15 protein-coding genes are annotated in these 18,629 nt (G+C 66.9%); 8 read left to right on the top strand and 7 right to left on the bottom strand.

Annotated features, from left to right (window positions below; translation table 11 throughout):
- Positions 1-7 precede the first annotated feature (7 nt).
- The 5 genes from AC3WON_RS10920 to AC3WON_RS10900 all read right to left on the bottom strand — a co-directional run bounded on the left by AC3WON_RS10920 (position 8) and on the right by AC3WON_RS10900 (position 3,912).
- Positions 8-1,126, bottom strand: a complete 1,119-nt coding sequence (locus AC3WON_RS10920; protein WP_492351804.1) for a Re/Si-specific NAD(P)(+) transhydrogenase subunit alpha — start codon at positions 1,124-1,126, stop codon at positions 8-10.
- Positions 1,127-1,242: 116 nt separating this feature from the next.
- Positions 1,243-2,037, bottom strand: coding sequence for a TauD/TfdA dioxygenase family protein (locus AC3WON_RS10915; RefSeq protein ID WP_492351829.1), 795 nt, complete (start codon positions 2,035-2,037; stop codon positions 1,243-1,245).
- Positions 2,038-2,071: 34 nt separating this feature from the next.
- Entirely contained in the window at positions 2,072-3,043 is a 972-nt protein-coding gene (locus AC3WON_RS10910; protein ID WP_492351803.1) for a zinc-binding dehydrogenase, read from the bottom strand.
- 52 nt (positions 3,044-3,095) lie between these two features.
- The gene (locus AC3WON_RS10905) at positions 3,096-3,461 is read right to left on the bottom strand and encodes a hypothetical protein (RefSeq protein ID WP_492351802.1); all 366 of its coding nucleotides are present in this window, start codon (positions 3,459-3,461) and stop codon (positions 3,096-3,098) included.
- Complete coding sequence (locus AC3WON_RS10900; protein WP_492351801.1) at positions 3,451-3,912, bottom strand: hypothetical protein; 462 nt, start codon at positions 3,910-3,912, stop codon at positions 3,451-3,453. The genes AC3WON_RS10905 and AC3WON_RS10900 overlap by 11 nt, the downstream gene beginning before the upstream one ends.
- A gap of 216 nt (positions 3,913-4,128) precedes the next feature.
- Between AC3WON_RS10900 and AC3WON_RS10895 the strand changes: the two genes are divergently transcribed.
- From AC3WON_RS10895 to AC3WON_RS10870, 6 genes are all read left to right on the top strand, one after another.
- Positions 4,129-4,419, top strand: a complete 291-nt coding sequence (locus AC3WON_RS10895; RefSeq protein ID WP_492351800.1) for a UxaA family hydrolase — start codon at positions 4,129-4,131, stop codon at positions 4,417-4,419.
- 5 nt (positions 4,420-4,424) lie between these two features.
- Positions 4,425-5,579, top strand: a complete 1,155-nt coding sequence (locus AC3WON_RS10890; RefSeq protein ID WP_492351799.1) for a UxaA family hydrolase — start codon at positions 4,425-4,427, stop codon at positions 5,577-5,579.
- A 6-nt stretch (positions 5,580-5,585) separates the two neighbouring features.
- On the top strand, positions 5,586-6,290 hold the full coding sequence (locus AC3WON_RS10885) for a GntR family transcriptional regulator (RefSeq protein WP_492351798.1): 705 nt from the start codon (positions 5,586-5,588) through the stop codon (positions 6,288-6,290).
- On the top strand, positions 6,287-7,321 hold the full coding sequence (locus tag AC3WON_RS10880; protein WP_492351797.1) for an Ldh family oxidoreductase: 1,035 nt from the start codon (positions 6,287-6,289) through the stop codon (positions 7,319-7,321). The genes AC3WON_RS10885 and AC3WON_RS10880 overlap by 4 nt, the downstream gene beginning before the upstream one ends.
- A gap of 90 nt (positions 7,322-7,411) precedes the next feature.
- Positions 7,412-10,978, top strand: a complete 3,567-nt coding sequence (locus tag AC3WON_RS10875; protein ID WP_492351796.1) for an indolepyruvate ferredoxin oxidoreductase family protein — start codon at positions 7,412-7,414, stop codon at positions 10,976-10,978.
- Positions 10,979-11,049: 71 nt separating this feature from the next.
- The gene (locus AC3WON_RS10870) at positions 11,050-12,030 is read left to right on the top strand and encodes a tripartite tricarboxylate transporter substrate binding protein (protein WP_492351795.1); all 981 of its coding nucleotides are present in this window, start codon (positions 11,050-11,052) and stop codon (positions 12,028-12,030) included.
- Positions 12,031-12,066: 36 nt separating this feature from the next.
- Here the strand turns inward: AC3WON_RS10870 and AC3WON_RS10865 are convergent, their stop codons facing one another.
- Entirely contained in the window at positions 12,067-13,797 is a 1,731-nt protein-coding gene (locus tag AC3WON_RS10865) for a SulP family inorganic anion transporter (protein WP_492321013.1), read from the bottom strand.
- Positions 13,798-14,092: 295 nt separating this feature from the next.
- On the opposite strand from AC3WON_RS10865, the gene AC3WON_RS10860 reads away from it, so the two are divergent.
- Positions 14,093-14,440, top strand: a complete 348-nt coding sequence (locus AC3WON_RS10860; RefSeq protein WP_010808933.1) for a hypothetical protein — start codon at positions 14,093-14,095, stop codon at positions 14,438-14,440.
- Between the two features lie 85 nt (positions 14,441-14,525).
- Here AC3WON_RS10860 and AC3WON_RS10855 read toward each other — a convergent pair whose 3' ends face one another.
- On the bottom strand, positions 14,526-18,029 hold the full coding sequence (locus AC3WON_RS10855; protein WP_492351794.1) for a pyruvate carboxylase: 3,504 nt from the start codon (positions 18,027-18,029) through the stop codon (positions 14,526-14,528).
- Between the two features lie 200 nt (positions 18,030-18,229).
- Here AC3WON_RS10855 and AC3WON_RS10850 point away from each other — a divergent pair, with 200 nt between their 5' ends.
- A complete protein-coding gene (locus AC3WON_RS10850) occupies positions 18,230-18,526 on the top strand; it encodes a hypothetical protein (protein ID WP_492351793.1) in 297 nt (98 codons plus the stop codon).
- Positions 18,527-18,629: the final 103 nt, after the last annotated feature.

The raw sequence follows: 18,629 nt of genomic DNA, 5'->3' as shown, positions 1-18,629 counted from the left end.
TGCCGAATCAGCTGGCCAGCGCCAGTTCTTCGCGCCGTGTCATCAGGCAGGCCGCGACGATGTCGTCGTCGGTATTGATCACGAGCTTGCCGTTCTTGTCGAACAGCAGCTTGAGGAAGTCCAGCACGTTGCGGGCATAGAGCGCCGAGGCGTCGGCCGCGACCATGCTGGCCAGGTTAGTGTGGCCGATGATGATGACGCCGTTGTGGTTGACCACTTCGTCGGCCACTGTCAGCGGGCAGTTGCCGCCCTGTGCCGCAGCCAGGTCCACCACCACCGAGCCGGGTTTCATCTGCGCCACGGTGGTTTCCTGCAGCAGCACCGGCGCCTTGCGGCCCGGGATCAGTGCGGTGGTGATGACGATGTCGGCCTGGACCGCGCGTTGGTGCACCAGCTCGGCCTGGCGCTTCATCCAGTCCGGCGGCATCGGGCGGGCATAGCCGCCCACGCCCTGGGCGATCTCGCGCTCTTCATCGGTGAGGAAGGGCACGTCGAGGAACTTGGCGCCGAGCGATTCGATCTGCTCCTTGACCGCAGGACGCACGTCGGAGGCTTCGATCACCGCGCCCAGGCGCTTGGCCGTGGCGATGGCCTGCAGGCCCGCCACGCCCGCGCCCAGGATCAGCACACGCGCGGCTTTGACGGTGCCGGCGGCAGTCATCAGCATCGGCATGAAGCGCTGGTAGTGATGCGCCGCCACCAGCACAGCCTTGTAGCCGGCGATATTGGCCTGCGACGACAGCACGTCCATGCTCTGCGCGCGCGTGGTGCGGGGCGCGGCTTCGAGCGCAAAGGCAGTGATGTTCGCAGCAGCCATGCGCGCGTTGTTCTCGGCATCGAAGGGATTGAGCATGCCGACCAGCACGGCGCCAGGTTTCATCTGCGCCAGCTCGGCCTCGTCCGCTGCGCGCACCTTCAACACCAGTTGCGCGCCCAGTGCCTCGGCGGCGCTGCCGATGCGCGCGCCCGCGGCCTCATAGGCGCTGTCAGTCTGGCTGGCACGCATGCCGGCGCCAGCCTGCAATACGACCTGGTGGCCCTGTGCCACGTATTTCTTCACGGTCTCCGGCGTTGCGGCAACGCGCGCCTCCCCCGCCCGCGTCTCAGTCGGGATCCCTATCTGCATTTCAATCTCCTTTGGTCCCGTGCATTCCGTGCGTCGGGGGTGGACGGGCAACCTGTGTGCCGGGCGCCGCATGCCTGCTATCGAGTTGATGCGGCGCCGGTGTATGGCAGTACTTCTCAGCGGGGCACTTCCCCTTCCAGCGTGACGCGGTTCAGCACGCGGTCGGCGTTGCCATAGTCGTGCACGGCGTAGTGCATGGTGCAGCGGTTGTCCCACATCACCACATCGCCCTCCTGCCACATATGGCGGTAGACGTTGTCCGGCGTCACCGAGTGCTCATACAAAAAGTCGAGCAGCGGGCGGCTCTCCGCTTCGGTCATGCCTTCGATGCACTGCGCGGTGTCGGGGTGGCCGACATAGAGCGCCTTGCGCCCGGTCTCCGGGTGCGTGCGCACGATCGGGTGCACCGCTGTCGGCACCTTGTCCGAACCGGTCATCTTGGCCAGCCGCGCGCCCGAGAAGCGGGCCCGCAGCCCGTCGATCATGCGTTGCATCGCCGGCGACAGGCGCTCGTACGAGACGTACTGGTTGCACCACATGGTGTCACCACCGATGGGGATGGTGACCGCCGACAGGATCGATATCTTCGGCGGCACCTCGGTATAGATCGAGTCGGAATGCCAGGCCTCGGTCGAGGCGGTTTCCTTCGGGATCCTGGTGACCTGAGCCAGTTCCGGGAACTCGGTCAGGCCCTTGAGCAGCGGGTTGCCCTGCACCGGCTTGCCCCAGCGCCGGGCGAACGCGACCTGCGCGGCCGGCTGTAGCTGCTGGCCGCGGAACACCAGCACGCCGTGCTCCAGGAATGCCCGGCGCAGGATCTCGAAGCTGGCATCGTCGAGCGGCTGGTTCAGGTCGACACCGGTCACGGTTGCGGCCACGGAGCCGGTCAGCGGCTTGATCTGGATTGTCATCATGTCTCCTCTTATCTATCGCTTCTCTGTGGAATCAGTCGACCAGCAACACGATCTTGCCGACGTGCTGGTCTTGCTTCATGTACGCGTGCGCGGCGTCGATGTCGGTCATGGCAAAGGTCCGGTCGATCGGCAGGCGCACGCGGCCCGCGCGCAAAAAGGGCAGCATGTCGCGCGCGCAAGCCTGGATGCATTCCAGCCGCTCCTGTTCCGTGCGGGTGCGGAAGGTCACGCCGATCAGCTGCAGGCGCTTGAGCCAGAGCTGCGCCAGGTCGATCTGGGCGGTTGCCGAGCCCAGCCGCGCGATATTCACCAGGCGGCCCTTGACCGCGAGGCTCTTCATGTTGGCCTCGAACACCGGGCCGCCGACGGTATCGATGATGATGTCGACGCCCTTGTTGTCGGTGGCCTGCAAGACCGCCTCGACCTGGTCGTCCCGCGAGGCGTCGATGCCGACATCCACGCCGAACTGGCTGATCTTGTCCAGCTTGGCCGCCGAGCGCGAGGACGCGATCACGGGCCTGGCGCCCATCAGCGAGGCGATCTGGATCGCCGCCATCGCCACGCCGCCCGAGGCGCCGTTGACCAGCACCGACTCGCCCGCCACCAGGCGGCCGTTGGTGACCAGCGCGTCATGCGCGGTGATAAAGACGTTGGGGAACGCCGCAGCATCGATCCACGACAGGCCGTCCGGCACCGGGATCAGCGCCAACGGGTCGGCCACCACATACTCCGCCTGGCAGCCGCGGCCGTGGCCCATCACACGGTCGCCCTTGCGCCAGCCGCTGACGCCTTCACCGACTTCGGCGATCTCGCCGGCAAATTCGACGCCGGTGGTGATGGTGTTGCCCGAGCGCAGTTCCTTCGCCTGGTTGATCTCGCCACGGTTGAGGCCGGCAGCGCGCACCCTCACCAGTACCTGCCCCGCTGCCGCCACCGGCACGGGGATATCCTGCACTTCGACCTTGCCGCCCTCGGGGCCCGGCACTACACGGACTGCCTTCACTGTTGTCTCCTTTTCCTGTCTCTCGACGTGTCTCTTGCTGTGTCTGTACTTGCTATGCGCGTCCCAGCGCCGTCGCGCGGATCAGCGACAGCAGTTCCAGCGCCCGTTCGGCAGCAGCTTCTCCACCCGGATGGTTGCCGCGCACAAACGGCGGCCGCGTGTCCTCGATGGCGGCCAGCGCGTGCAGCGGCTTCTCCGCCGCCACCGCCAGCCGCCGGAATTCATTGACCGTCAGCAGGTAGGTGTGGAACACATCCGCCAGCGGCGACGTCGCGCCCAGCTTGTGCAACAGCGCGTTCAACCAGTGCGTGCCCGCCAGCATCGCGCCTTCGATAGTCATCTCGTAGTCGGCGCTGGTGCACTTCTGCAGCGACGCCTCGATGCTGCGCGCCATCGCCATGTGCTGCTCAATGTCCATGGGCGTCTCCCTCCATGCGCGCTGCCAGCAAGTCCAGGCAGCGGCGCAGCGCGGCATCGCAACCCTCGGCAATCTCGGCGGTGGGTGCCAACCCCTCGCGCAGGCAGGGGTCGCGGTAGTGCTCGATGTGCGCCATCGCTTCCATCATCCCGGTGATATCGGCAGGCACCGGCCCCTCCACTTTCGGGCGGCCGACATGCAGCACGTCGCCCAGCGGCCGGAACGCCGGCTTCAGGCTGCCGTCGGGCTGCGGCACCAGGTAGACGCCGGGTTGCGTGGGGAACCGGTCGTCGTCCAGCGTGATGCCGGCCTGGTGCAGTGCTGCATTGACGGCATGGGTGCCGGCGGTCATGCCTGCCCAGAACCACAGGCCGAAGTCCTGCAGCGGATCCAGGCGTGCGCGCAGGGCCTGCAGCTTCGCGATCTTCTCCTTGTGTGACACGACGTTCATGTCCGCCTTCTCCTTGATTCACTGCGTCGATGCTCCGGCGAAAACCACATCGCCGTTGTCATGACGATAGACAGCGGCCGGACCGATGTCAACAAACTTCTATATAGGACTTTCACTCCGGGAGTAGTGGTTTTCGCTAATCATCCCGATTTATCCTTGACTAAATGCCAGCAGGATCCCTACATTTGATCTCAACACCTATACAGGAGTTGATAAATGCCACGAGCCATCGTACTGAACCCGGCCGACAATGTGGCCACCCTGCTGGACGCCGGCCAGGCCGGCGAGGCCTGCGCGCTGGAAGGCGAGCGACAAGGCAGGCTGGTGCTGCTGCAAGACGTGCCGTTCGGCCACAAGATCTGCATCGCCGACACGGTGGAAGGGGAATCCATCGTGAAGTACGGCCAGGTCATCGGCCGCGCCAGCCGCGCGGTGCGCGCCGGAGAACACATGCATGTTCACAACATCGAGTCGGCGCGCGCCCGCGGCGACCTGCAAAAGGGGTAATGCAGATGACAACAACCTTCCTCGGATACCCGCGCGAGAACGGCGCGGTCGGTGTGCGCAACTGGGTTGCGGTGGTCTCCGTGATGGACAACTGCAACCCCGTTACCCGCACCGTTGCCCGCACCGTGGGCGGCTGCATCCCGGTCACGACGCTGTTCGTGCGCGGACAGTTCGGTGCCGACCTGGATTTCGCATTCGAGTCGCTGGCCGGCCTGGGCCGCAATCCCAATATCGCCGCGGTGCTGCTGGTGGGCCTGGAGGAATCGTCAACGGAAGAGGTCGCGCGCCGCATCCGCAGCACCGGCAAGCCGGTCGAATGCGTGCACCTGCAGCCCGACGGCACGGTCGCATGCATTGCCGAAGGCACGCGCAAGGCCAGCCGTCTGTCGCTGGCCGCGTCGAAGGCGCGCCGCGTGCCATGCCCGGTGTCTTCGCTGGTGATCGGCGTCGAGTGCGGCGGTTCCGATACCACTTCCGGGCTGAGCTGCAATCCGGTGATCGGCCGCATGGCGGACATGGTGGTCGCCGGCGGCGGCACTGTGATCATTTCCGAGACCTCGGAGTTCATCGGCGCCGAGCACCTGTTCGCCGAGCGCGCGGCCGATGGCCGGGTGCGCGAAGCCTTCGTCACGGCGGTGCGCAACATGGAAAACCTGGCGATCTCGCGCGGCGTCGACATGCGCGAGGACCAGCCATCGCCCGACAACAAGCGCGGCGGCCTGACCACGGTCGAGGAAAAAGCGCTGGGCGCGATGGCCAAGGCCGGCACCAGCCCGCTGATGGGCGTGCTGCGCTACGGCGAGGCGCCGCAGAAGAAGGGACTGCATTTCATGGACGCGCCGGCCGCGGCAGTGGAGAATCTCACTGCGCTGGCCGCCGGCGGATGCCAGCTAACCTTCTTCGGCACGGGGGTGGGCAATCCGATCGGCAGCATGGTGGCACCGACCGTCAAGGTGTGCGGCAATGTCAATACCCTGCACACCATGGCCGACAACATTGACTTCGACGTCAGCGGAGTCCTGCAGAACGGGGACAAGATCTCCGACCTCGGCGAGCAGCTGTTTGGCTATGCGATGGACGTCGCATCCGGCACGCGGCTGACCAGCGAGGTGCTCGATATCCGGGAGACCGCGGTCAGTCGATTCGCACTGAGCCTCTGAACAACCATGACCAAACTTCGCAGCGTCTCTGACGCGATCATCCGCTCCATCGAATCCGGCGACCTGCGCGAGGGCGATCGCCTGCCCTCCGAGGGCGAGCTCGCCAGCTTCCATGGGGTCAGCGTCGGCACGATCCAGAAGGCATTGGCGCGGCTGACGCACTCCGGACTGATCACGCGCGAACAGGGACGGGGCACCTTTGTTTCCGGGACGCGCGTGGCGCCGGCGGATGTCCGTTACCTGCGCTTTCGCGATGAACAGGGCAACGAGCTGCCGTCCTACGTCCACGCGCGCTCGGTAAAGCGGATCAAGCGCAAGGGAGCGTGGTCGGAGTTCCTCGCCGGTGACGGCTACGTGCGCATCGAGCGCGTGATCAGCGTCGGCGGCCGCTTCGACCTCTACAGCGAGTTCTGGCTGCGCGAGGAAGACTTTGCGCAACTCGGCGGGCTGGACCGCGATGCCCTGGAGAAGAACCTGCGCGAGCTGATCGGCCAGCGCCTGTCGCTGCCGACGCTGCGCGTGGACCAGTGGATCCGCTTCGGGCCGGCCCCGGCCGCGGCCGCGCAGGAACTTGGTCTGGATCCCGAGGCGCCGGCATTCATCATGGAGTTGCGTGGCTACACGCTGCGTGACCAGCCGCTCTACTACCAGTCGGTCTACGCCGCCCCGTTCGCGGAGCGCCTGATGATCGTGCGGGAGAAATCGACATGAGTATCCGCTGGAACACCAACAGCCTTTCGCGCTGGGCCGCCGCCGTGTTCGAGTCGTGCGGCGTGGCGCCGGACCAGGCCACCGAAGCCGCCGCCGCGCTGGTGCGCAGCGAACTGCGCGGCTACAAGACGCATGGCCTGACGCGGATTCCCTCCTATGTCGAACGCCTGCGTGCCGGCGATTTCAACCCGCGCCCCGAGATGTCGCACAAGGCCTTCCCGGGCGGCGTCGTGCTCGACGCCGACGGCGCCATGGGCCAGATCGCGGGCCCGCGCGCCGTGCAACTCGGCCTGGAGGCGCTGCAGTCGAGCGCGTCGGTGCTGGTTGCGGTGCAATCGTGCGGCCATCTCGGCGCGCTCGGTATCCCGGCATTGCTGGCGGCCGAGGCCGGCGCCTTCTGCATGGTCGGCCAGCGCACGCCGCCCGTGCTCGGCATGGAAGGCTTTGCCCGCGCCGCGATCGGGCACAACCCCATCGCCTTCGGCTGCCCGTTGCCGGGCGCGGCGCCGATCGTGTTCGACGTGGCCTGCAGCGTCGCCGCCCGCGGCCATATCCTGCTGGCCGCGCGTGAAGGCAAGCCGATTCCCGCGGGCTGGGCGCTCGACGCCGACGGCCATCCGACTACCGATGCGCAACGCGCGCTGGAAGGCTCGCTGTTGCCCACCGGCGGGCACAAGGGCATCGGCATCGCCATGATGGTGGAGTGCCTGGCCGGCGCCATGGCCGCCACCGCGGACTCGCTTTCCCCCGCGCGCAACACTGTCAGCGGCGCCGGCGCGGTCGGCCGCCAGGGCGGTTTTGTCTGGCTGGTCAAGCCGGACGCCTTTGCCGGCAAGGAGCTGTTCGCCGACTACATGGCGCAGTGGACCGGCAACTATCTTGCCGCCGGCGGCGCCGACGCCCGGCTCCCCGGACACCGCGGCGAAGCGCTCGAGCGCGAAGGCCGCGAGCAAGGCATCACCCTGCCCGACGCGGTCGTCCGGGCACTGGATACGCTCGGCCGGGAACTCGGCATCCCCCTCCCCGGCTAGCGCCGCTTCCGTCACCAGTATTGCCAGGAATCCGGGTGCCAACGCACGCCGGCAGCCCCCGCTCAACCCTGTTTGCCTGAAACCGCCCTTATGAATGCTCCAATCCTCCCCGACGTTGCCCGGCAGGCCCTGCAAGCCGTGTCGATCGACGACAAGTACGCGCTGGACTCCGGCCGTGCCTACATGAGCGGCGTGCAGGCGCTGGTACGCCTGCCGCTGCTGCAGCGCAAGCGCGATGCCGCGGCCGGCCACAACACCGCCGCCTTTATTTCCGGCTACCGCGGATCGCCGCTCGGCACCTATGACCAGGCGCTGTGGCAGGCAAAGAAGCATCTTGCCGACAACCACGTGGTGTTCAAACCCGGCGTCAACGAGGAACTCGGCGTCACGGCGGTATGGGGCTCGCAGCAACTGGACTTCGAGGCCGTCAGCAAGCGCTACGACGGCGTATTCGGCATCTGGTATGGCAAGGGCCCCGGCGTCGACCGCAGCGGCGATGCGCTCAAGCATGCCAACCTCGCCGGCACCTCGCCGCTGGGCGGCGTGATCGCGCTCGCCGGCGATGACCACGTCTCCAAGAGCAGCACGCTGGCCCACCAGAGCGATCACACCTTCATGGCGTGCGGGCTGCCGGTGTTCTTCCCGTCCAATGTTCAGGACATCCTCGACCTGGGCGTGCATGCCCTGGCCATGAGCCGCTTCAGCGGCCTGTGGGCCGGCATGAAGACCGTGCAGGAGGTGGTGGAATCGGGTGCCTCCGTGACCACCGACTCGGATCGCGTGCGCATCGTGCTGCCGGAAGACTTCGCCCTGCCCGACGGCGGCCTGCATATCCGCTGGCCTGACGATCCGCTCGCGGCCGAGGCGCGCATGATGGAGTTCAAGTGGCCGGCCGCGCTCGCCTATGTGCGCGCCAACCGCCTGAACCGCAACGTGATCGAGGGATCCAACGACCGCCTTGGCATCATCGCCAGCGGCAAGGCCTACAGCGACACGCGCCAGGCCCTGCTCGACCTCGGCCTGGATGACGCCACCTGCCGCGCGCTCGGCATCCGGCTGCACAAGGTCAGCGTGGTATGGCCGCTGGAGCCCGACAGCGTGCGCGACTTTGCGCGCGGGCTGCGCGAGATCCTGGTGGTCGAGGAAAAGCGTCCCGTGATCGAGCAGCAGTTGAAGGACGAGCTGTACCACTACCCACCCACCGCCCGCCCGGCCGTCTTCGGCAAGTACCACCACGCCGACGGCGCCGGCGGAGAATGGAGCCACCGCAAGCCGGCCGAGGACTGGCTGCTGCGCGCCAAGGCCGATCTCTCTCCCGCGCTGGTGGCCAAGGCCATCGCGCAGCGGCTCAAGGCGCTGGGCGTGCCGGCCGACGTGGTTGCGCGCATGGACGTGCGCCTGCAAGAGATCGAAGCCAAGGAACGCGCCACCGCCCAGGGCGATGCGCGCGCCACCGACCGCCTGCCGTGGTTCTGCCCGGGCTGCCCGCACAACACCAGCACCCGCGTGCCGGAAGGCTCGGTCGCGACGGCCGGCATCGGCTGCCACGGCATGGTGGTGTGGATGGACCGCTCGACCACCTCGTGGTCGCAGATGGGTGGCGAAGGCGTGCACTGGATGGGCCAAGCGCCCTTCAGCAAGCGCACCCATATGTTCGCCAACCTGGGCGACGGCACCTACAACCACTCCGGCCTGCTGGCGGTGCGCCAGTCGATCCACGCCGGCGTGAACCTGACCTACAAGATCCTGTTCAACAGCGCCGTGGCCATGACCGGCGGGCAGCCGGTGGATGGCCAGCTCGACGTGCCGGCGATGACGCGCGAACTGGCCGCCGAAGGCGCGCGGCAGATCGTCGTGGCCACCGACGAACCGGACAAGTACAAGGGCGTCAGCAATCTCGCCGCCGGCGTCACCGTGCGCCACCGCGACGAGCTCGATACCGTGCAGCGCGAGCTGCGCGAGGTGGCGGGCGTGACCGTGATCATCTACGACCAGGCCTGCGCCACCAAGAAGCGCCGTGAGCGCAAGCGCGGCACCATGGTCGATCCGGCCAAGCGCGTGGTCATCAACGAGCTGGTGTGCGAAGGCTGCGGCGACTGCTCGGTGCAAAGCAACTGCCTGGCGGTGCAGCCGGTCGAGACCGACTTCGGGCGCAAGCGCAAGGTCAACCAGGATACCTGCAACAAGGACTTCTCCTGCACCAAGGGTTTCTGCCCGAGCTTTGTCACGGTCGAAGGCGGCCAACTGAAGAAGCCCGCCACCACAGCGAGCGGCCGCGCCACGCCGCCGGCCATCCCGATGCCCACGCTGCCGGATGCCGACAAGCCGCAGCGCATCGTGGTGGCGGGGATCGGCGGCACCGGCATCGTCACTATCGGCGGCGTGCTGGGCATGGCCGCCCACCTCGAAGGCAAGGGCGTGATCACCCAGGACGCAACCGGCATGGCGCAGATGGGCGGGGCCACCTGGAGCCACATCCAGATCGCCGCCAGCCCGGATGCGCTGCACGCGAGCCGCGTCGACATGGCCATGGCCGACCTGGTGATCGCCTGCGATACCGTGGTCGCGGCCAGCAAGACCTCACTGGCCGCGATGTCGCCGGCGCGGACTTATGTGGCGCTGAACAGCCATATCACCCCGACCGCCGCCTTTGTCCGCAACCCGGACTGGGATCCGCAGACCGGCGAGGCCGTGGCGCGGATCGCGCAGTCCGTTGGCGACGGCCAGCTCGCCAGCTTCGACGCAGAACAGGTGGCGAAGCAACTGCTCGGCCAGTCGATCTACGCCAACCTGCTGCTGCTAGGCTATGTGTGGCAGAAAGGCAAGGTGCCGCTGTCGCACGCGGCCCTGATGCGTGCCATCGAGCTCAACGGCGTGCAGGTCGACAGCAACAAGGCGGCCTTCGAATGGGGCCGGCTGTGCGCCCACGATATGTCGAAGATACCCGCGCAGCCGGCCGGCTCGCAGGTGATCCAGTTCGTGCGCAAGGTGCCGGTCGAGGAACTGATGAAGAAGCATGCCGACTTCCTGACCGGCTACCAGAACCGGGCTTATGCAGCGCAGTACGAGTCTTTCGTGGGCCGTGTGAAGGCGGCGGAATCGGTCGTCGGCGGCACCCGGCTGACCGAAGCCGTGGCCCGCTCGCTGTTCAAGCTGATGGCCTATAAAGACGAATATGAGGTGGCTCGCCTGCATACCGGCGCCGCATTCCGCCAGCAGATCGCGTCGATGTTCGAAGGCAAGGTCCGGCTGGTCCATCACCTGGCCCCTCCCCTGTTTGCGCGGAAGAACGAGGCCGGCGAACTGGTCAAGGGCACCTATGGCCCATGGATGCGCACCGCGTTCGGCGTAATGGCCCGGTTCAAGGGCCTGCGCGGCACGGCATTCGATCCGTTCGGCTACACCCTGGAGCGCAAGGAGGAGCGGGCCCTGATCGGTGAATTCCGGCGCAGCGTGGAAGCCTTGCTGCCGGCACTTTCCGCGCAAAACCTTGACCTGGCGCTGGAGATTGCCCGGCTGCCGCAGGATATCCGCGGCTACGGCCACGTCAAGGCGCGCAACCTGGCGGCCACGCGCACGCGCTGGGAGCGGCTGATGGCGCAATGGCATCAAGGGAGCGCAAAGCCGGGACAAATCAAAGCTACTGAAGCGGCATAAACCAAAGACTGAACCAACGAAAGCCCCGTCACCTTCATCGGGGCCCGTCAGAGACAGCGAGGAGACAACAGATGAAATCCGTACTGAACCGTTTTGGCCGTACCCTGGGCGCGATCGCACTGGCTGCTTGCGCCACCAGCGCGCTGGCACAAGGCGGCTATCCCAACCGGCCAATCCGCATCATCGTGCCGTGGCCGGCGGGCGGCGGCGTCGATGCCGTCACCCGCACGGTGGCCGAGAAGATGACCGCCAGCCTCGGGCAGCAAGTCGTGGTCGACAACCGCCCCGGGGCGACCGGCAATATCGGTGCCGGCATGGGCGCCAAGGCGGCGCCGGATGGCTACACGCTGCTGGTCGCCAGCGCGCCGATGGCGATCAATGCCAGCCTGCACAAGAACCTGCCCTTCGACATGGGCAAGGACTTCGCGCCGCTGGGGCTGATGGCAAGCTCGCCGTACATGCTGGTGGTCAACCCGTCCGTGGGCGGCTCGGTCAAGGAACTGGTGGCACGGGCCAAGGCGGAGCCCGGCAAGCTCAGCTATGCCTCGCCCGGCCCGGGCACCCAGCAGAACGTGATCAGCGAGGTGTTCAAGGAAACCGCGCATATCAACGTCGTGCACGCGCCGTACAAGGGCGGACCCCAGGCGCTGACCGACATGGTGGGCGGCCATATCCACATGATGTTCCACGGCGTGCCGGCGGTGATGCCGTTCGTCAAGGGCGGCCAGCTCAAGGGCATCGCCGTGGCCGGCAAGCAGCGGCTGCCGTTGTTCCCCGATGTGCCGACCATGGCGGAAGCAGGCTTTCCGGGCATCGAGGCCAGCGAATGGTATGGCCTGGTCGCGCCTGCCGGCACGCCCAGGGAGATCGTTGCGCTGCTGAGCAAGGAAATCGACAAGGCGCTGAATGCGCCAGGTGTGCGCCAGCAGCTTGCCAGCAAGGGCTATGAGCCAGCCAGCCAGAGTTCTCCGGACCAGCTTGCGACGTTCATGGCGGCAGAGCTGAAGAAATGGGCGCTCGCCATCAAGCAGACCGGGTTCCGGCTGGAGTAGCCGGCGCGCGGCGCAACCAGCCTGGACCGTAACGGTTCAGGCTGGCTTGCCGACGTAATCATCCACCGCACTGCCCACCGTGGGGTGGAAGTTCTTGTCGCCAATCGCCTCCATCAGCTCGAAGCGCTTGAGCTTGTCGCGCACCGGGTCCTTCATCTCGGCAAAATGCAGCGCGATGCCGCGCTCGCGCAGGATGCCGCTCAGTTCACGCAGCATGTCGGCCGAGGTGACGTCGACGCTGGTCACCGGTTCGGCCGCCACCACCACCCTGCGCACGGGTGTCGGCGATTCGTCGATCGCTTCCATCAGGCGCGCCTGGAACAGCTCGGCATTGGCGAAGAACAGCGGCGCATCCCAGCGGAACAGCAGCAGCCCGTCGATGCGCTCGGCATCCGGGTAGCGCTTGGTGTCGTGGTAGCCGCGCAGGCCCTCGACACGGCCGAGCACGGCATAGTGCGGCCGCCAGCCGTCCCACAGGAATTCGATCACTGCAAGGACCACCGCCAGGATGATCCCCGGGATCGCCCCGAACACGGCGACCGCGGCAAAGCAGACCATCGACAGCCAGAACTCCCACTGCTGGATGCGGTAGATGCGCTTCAGGTCCGCGAACTCGAACAGGCCGATCGCCGCTGCGATCACGACCGCAGCCAGCGCGCTGTTGGGCAGGTACTGCAGCAGGTTGGGCGCGAACATCAGCAGCACCGCCACGGCCAGCGCGCCGACCACACCGGTGAGCTGGGTCTTCGCGCCCGCGGCTTCGGCCACCGGCGTGCGCGATGCGCTGCTGCTGATCGGAAAGCCCTGGAAGAATCCCGCAGCCAGGTTGGCGGCGCCCAGGCCGACCATCTCCTGGTTCGGGTCGACGCGGGTGTTGGTGCGCGCGGCAAAGGTGCGCGACAGCACGCTGGTATCGGCGAACGAGATCAGCGCGACAGCAATGCTTCCCAGCAGGATCGCAACCAGGTCCGCGCCACTGACCCAGGGTACGACAAAGCCCGGCAGCCCTTGCGGGGTCTTGCCCAGCACTTTCACCCCGTGCTGGTCGAGATCGAACATGCTGACGGCCAGCGTCGCGACGATCACGGCAATCAGGATGCCGGGCACGCGCTCGAAGCGCTTCAGCAACAGGATCAGCACCAGGCTGCCCGCGCCGACCGCAAAGCTGTACCAGTTGGTCTCGCCGGCCAGGATCGCCTGGCCGAGGCTGACCATCTCCCGCAGCGGGCCGGCGTCTTCGATCGAGATGGCGAACAGCTTGGGCAACTGGCTGACCAGCACCGTGAGCGCGATCCCGTTCATATAGCCGTAGCGGATCGGCTTGGACAGCAATTCGGTAATGAATCCCAGCCGCAACAGCCCCATCACGATGCAGACCACGCCCGACACGATCGCCATCATGCTGGCCACCATGACCGCGCGCCCCGGATCGCCGCCGGAGACCTGCAACACCACCGCCAGGATTGGCGCCGCCAGCGCCGAATCCGGCCCCAGCACGAGGATCCGGCTCGGGCCAAGCAGGGCATACACCAGCAGCGGGACCATGGTGGCGTAGAGCCCGTAGACACCGGGCACGCCGGAAGCCTCGGCGTAGGCGATGCCGACCGGCACCAGCATGGTCGTGAGCACCAGACCGGCGGCGAGGTCTTTCGGCAGCCAGGCCGGCTGATAGTTCTTCAACACCAGCAGTCCCGGGAGCCAGCGCAACCATCCGGGTGCCTTGTCGACTTCGCGCTGCGCGGCGGGGGTCAGGTTCTGGGGCTGCATGGGTCGAGTTCTGCCCTGGGCAGGCAAGGAGTATGCATCGACTATAGGAGGTCGCGCTTCGACAAATGTGCGTCGAAGCAAAGAAAAAAAGGATTTTGGATTGCGCTGGCGGCGCCAGGCCGAGGCCCCCGCGAGCCGCTCCGATGCTGCATCGCAACACCTCCTCGTGCTGCCATGCTGCCTGCGCAGGTCTCCGCGCTGTCGACAACCATCAGTTTCTGACAATCCCGCGACGGGCACATATGATGGTTGTCTGGCGGGCATGCCCCGTTTATCCATCACCGGGGAGAGAACGATGCCGATATCCAAGAGATGCCTGGTAGCCGGCCTGGTGGCACTGGGCTGCGCCTCGGCGGCGCTGGCGCAGCGCGCATCGACCGAGGGTGCCGCGAGCGCCATATCGGATGCCGTTCAGGGCGGGACCAATCCCTATCGCCCCCCGTCGGCCGCCACCCAGGATCCCGAAGAGGCCGCACGCGCGAAGTGCGAGGAGCTGAAGGAGCAGTACAACGCCACATCAAAAAGGCGTTCGTACCATTCCGCCCCGGGCACGCAGAACGCGCAGGGCCGGACCATCCCCAAGATCGAACGCGACAAGACGCGCAAGCAACTGCAGCAGGCGTACCGCGACAATTGCACCTAGCCTGGATCTGTCTGAACGGCGTGGTGGAAGTGGCGGACGGTTCGCTGCAGGATGCAAATCGGAGCCTGCGCCCTGCCGGCCAACGTCAGCCCTTCAGTTCGATCAGCAGATCCTTCGCCGCCACGCGATCCCCCTGCTGAACATGGACTGCGGCGATTTCGCAGTCCCGCTCGGCCGCGATATGGGTCTCCATCTTCATCGCCTCCAGCGCCAGCAGCGTCGTGCCCGCGGCCACGCGCTGCCCCGGCTGCACCGCCACCGTCACGATCGAGCCGGGCATAGGCGCGGCCACATGCAGCGGGTTGTCGGGCTCGGCAACCGGACGGCTATGGCGCGCTGCCGCCGCTTGCGTGGCGCTGCGCTGCTCGACCAGCGTGGTGCGCGACTGCCCGTTCAGCTCGAACTGGACCTTGATGACACCCTCTTCGGCATCGGGGTGCGTGCCTTGCAGCGAGACCAGCAGGGTCTTGCCGGCGGCGATGTCGATCGCCACTTCTTCCTGCGGCTGCAGGCCGTACAGGTATGCCGGCGTGGGTACCACCGAGGTGTCGCTGTAGTTGCGCACATGCGCGTGGTACTCGCCGGCCTGCTTCGGATACATCAGGTACGAAGCCAGCTGGCGGTCGTCGAGCGGCTGCTCGCACGCCGCTTCGGCCGCGGCGCGCGCCGCGTCGAGGTCGACCGGCGGGATCTGGTCGCCGGGCCGGTATGGCACCGGCGGCTCGCCGCGCAGCACCTTGCGCGACAGTTCCGCGGGGAAGCCGTCGGGCGGAAAGCCCAGCTCGCCCTTGAACAGCGACACCACCGATTCAGGGAAGGCGGTTTCCTTGGCGGGATCGCACACATCGGCGGCGCTCAGGTCGTTGGCCACCATCATCAGTGCCAGGTCGCCGACCACCTTGGACGTCGGCGTCACCTTGACGATGTCGCCGAACATCTGGTTGACCTCGGCATAGGCGCGCGACACCTCGGTCCAGCGATGCTCGATGCCGAGCGAGCGCGCCTGCTCGCGCAGGTTGGTGTACTGGCCGCCGGGCATCTCGTGGCGGTACACGTCGGCGGTGCCGGCGCGGATTTCGGATTCGAACGGCGCGTAGTAGCGGCGCACCCCTTCCCAGTACATCGACGCTTCGTGCAGGCGCTCCAGGCTGAGGCCGGGATCGCGCTCGCTGCCGGCCAGGGCCGCGGCGATGCTCGACAGGTTGGGTTGCGAGGTCAGCCCGCTCATGGCGTCGAGCGCGCCGTCGACCGCATCGCAGCCGGCCTCGATCGCGGCCAGCGCCGAAGCGGCCGAGATGCCGCTGGTGTCGTGGGTATGGAAATGGACCGGCAGCCCGGTCTCTTCCTTGAGCGCCCTGACCAGTGCCGCCGCGGCCTGCGGACGGCAGATGCCGGCCATGTCCTTGATGCCCAGCACATGCACGCCGGCCTGCTTCAGCTCGCGCGCGATGCCGACGTAATACTTCAGGTCGTACTTGGCACGCGACTTGTCGAACAGGTCGCCGGTATAGCAGATCGCGCCCTCGCACAGCGCACCGCTCTCGCCAACGGCATCGATCGCCACGCGCATGTTGCGCACCCAGTTCAGCGAATCGAACACGCGGAACACATCCACGCCGGCACTGGCCGCCTGGCGCACGAAGAAGCGCACCACGTTGTCCGCATAATTGGTGTAGCCGACCGCGTTGGAGCCGCGCAGCAGCATCTGGAACAGCACGTTGGGAACGCGCTCGCGCAGTTGCTCAAGGCGCTGCCACGGGTCTTCCTTGAGGAAGCGCAGCGCCACGTCGAAGGTGGCGCCACCCCAGCACTCCAGCGAGAACAGCTGCGACAGTTCGCGCGCATAGAACGGCGCGATCGGCAGCATGTCGGCGGTGCGCATGCGCGTGGCGAACAGCGACTGGTGCGCGTCGCGCATGGTGGTGTCGGTCAGCAGCACCTGCTTCTGCTCCAGCATCCAGCGCGAGAACTTCTCCGCGCCCAGCTTGCGCAGCCGGTCGCGCGTACCGTAGGGCAGCGCGCCGCTGGTGTCGAAGGCGGGCAGGACCGGTGCGGGCAGCGGCAGCGATGGCAGCGTGCGGCCGCTCATCTCCGGGTGCCCGTTGACGCTGACCTCGCCCAGGTAGCGCAGCAGCTTGGTGGCGCGATCCAGGCGCTTGGTGAACGCCAGCAGTTCCGGCGTCAGGTCGATAAAGCGCGTGGTGACGTCGCCGGACCGGAACGCGGGATGGTTGATGACGTTCTCGAGGAACTGCAGGTTGGACGCGACGCCGCGGATGCGGAACTCGCGCAGCGCACGGTCCATGCGCCGGATCGATTCGGGCGCGGTCGGCGCCCAGGTGGTGACCTTGACCAGCAGCGAATCGTAGTACGGCGTGATCACCGCGCCGCCGTAGGCGGTGCCGGCGTCCAGGCGCACGCCGAAGCCGGCCGCGCTGCGGTAGGCGGTGAGGCGGCCATAGTCCGGCAGGAAACCGTTCTCCGGGTCCTCGGTGGTGATCCGGCATTGCAGCGCATGACCGTTGAGCGAAATCGCTTCCTGCACCGGCACGCCCGCGGCGCGCACGACGATCTCGCCGTTTTCATTGCGCGTGTTCTCGGTCATGCCGATATGGCCGCCTTCGGTCACGCGGATCTGCGCCTTGACGATATCGATCCCGGTGACCATCTCCGTGACCGTGTGTTCGACCTGGATGCGCGGATTGACCTCGATGAAGTAGAACTGGCCGGAGTCGGCATCCATCAGGAACTCGACCGTACCGGCATGGGTGTAGCCGACTGCGCGCATCAGCCGCAGGGCCGATTCGCACAGCGCGGCCCGGCCGGCATCGTCGAGGTATGGCGCGGGCGCCCGCTCCACCACCTTCTGGTTGCGCCGCTGCACGGTACAGTCGCGCTCATAGAGATGCACGAGGTTGCCGTGCGTGTCGCCGAGCACCTGCACTTCGACATGGCGCGCGTTGCGCACCAGCTTCTCGACATACACCTCGTCGTTGCCGAACGCAGCCAGCGCCTCGCGCCGCGCCGCGGCCAGCGCCCCCTCAAGGTCCTGCTCGCTTTCCAGGACCCGCATGCCGCGGCCGCCGCCGCCCCAGCTTGCCTTGAGCATCAGCGGATAGCCGATGCCGGCAGCCAGGCGCTTGCACGTTTCCAGGTCATGCGGCAGCGGATCGGTTGCCGGCATCACCGGCACGCCCGCGTCGATTGCCGCGTTGCGCGCCGCCACCTTGTTGCCAAGCTTGCGCATGACCTCGGGCGACGGGCCGATCCAGCGGATACCCGCGTCGATCACGGCCTGCGCGAAGTCCGGGTTCTCTGAAAGGAAGCCATAGCCCGGATGAATGGCATCGACCTTCGCCTGCCTGGCAATGCGCAGGATATCGTCGATGTCGAGGTAAGCCGCCAGCGGCTTCTTGCCCTCGCCGACCAGGTAGCTCTCATCGGCCTTGAAGCGATGGAGCGCGAGGCGGTCTTCCTTCGAATAGATTGCCACCGTGCGCACGTTCATCTCGGCGGCCGCGCGCATCACGCGGATCGCGATCTCGGAACGGTTGGCAATCAGCAGGGAGCGGATAGGGGCGTAGTCCATGGGATGCAGGGAAGCGAACCAGCCGCGCGCAACCGCCGCGGCAGGGTCAGGTGATCGGGGATGCAGCACGGGCGCAAGGCTTGCCCGGGCTGCTAGTCGTATTGGGCAAATGGGGCGTGCGAGTCCATCCAGTCATAGTGCGCCGATGCAGCGGCCCACGCCCAGTTGGCACGCTTTGGCAATGGCTGGTTCCGATCGCCATGCTCGTTTCGGTTCTGGCCGGCAAGTGGCTGATCGCCGTCCCCGGCAAGCTCGTGGCTGTGCGCGCGGGCTCCGATTCTTCCGTAGTACATCGTGGTGCCTTCCTCATCAAGACCAGGTTCGCCTGCCCACGACGCAGCGCGATGCAGGGCGACGGCAGGTTTGCAGGCACGATGAAATACGCGCCCGTCCCGTCCTGCTGCCGCAAGAACCGGGCCACGGCCGGTTCAGGCACCATCCCATTGATTTGGCGGAGGATTTTCTTCCGAGGCCGGCCTAACGAATTTCAGAAATGAAATTTTTCATTTCATGGATGCCGCGGCCAATGCGCGATGCAGCACCTGTGGCGCGCGGCAACCGGGAGTGCCGGCGTGGGCAACGTGGCCAGGCTGACGACGC

The sequence above is a fragment of the Cupriavidus sp. FW305-46 genome (assembly GCF_058787075.1).
Note: the sequence above shows the minus strand (reverse complement) of the source record. Positions and strands in the feature narration are given on the sequence as shown.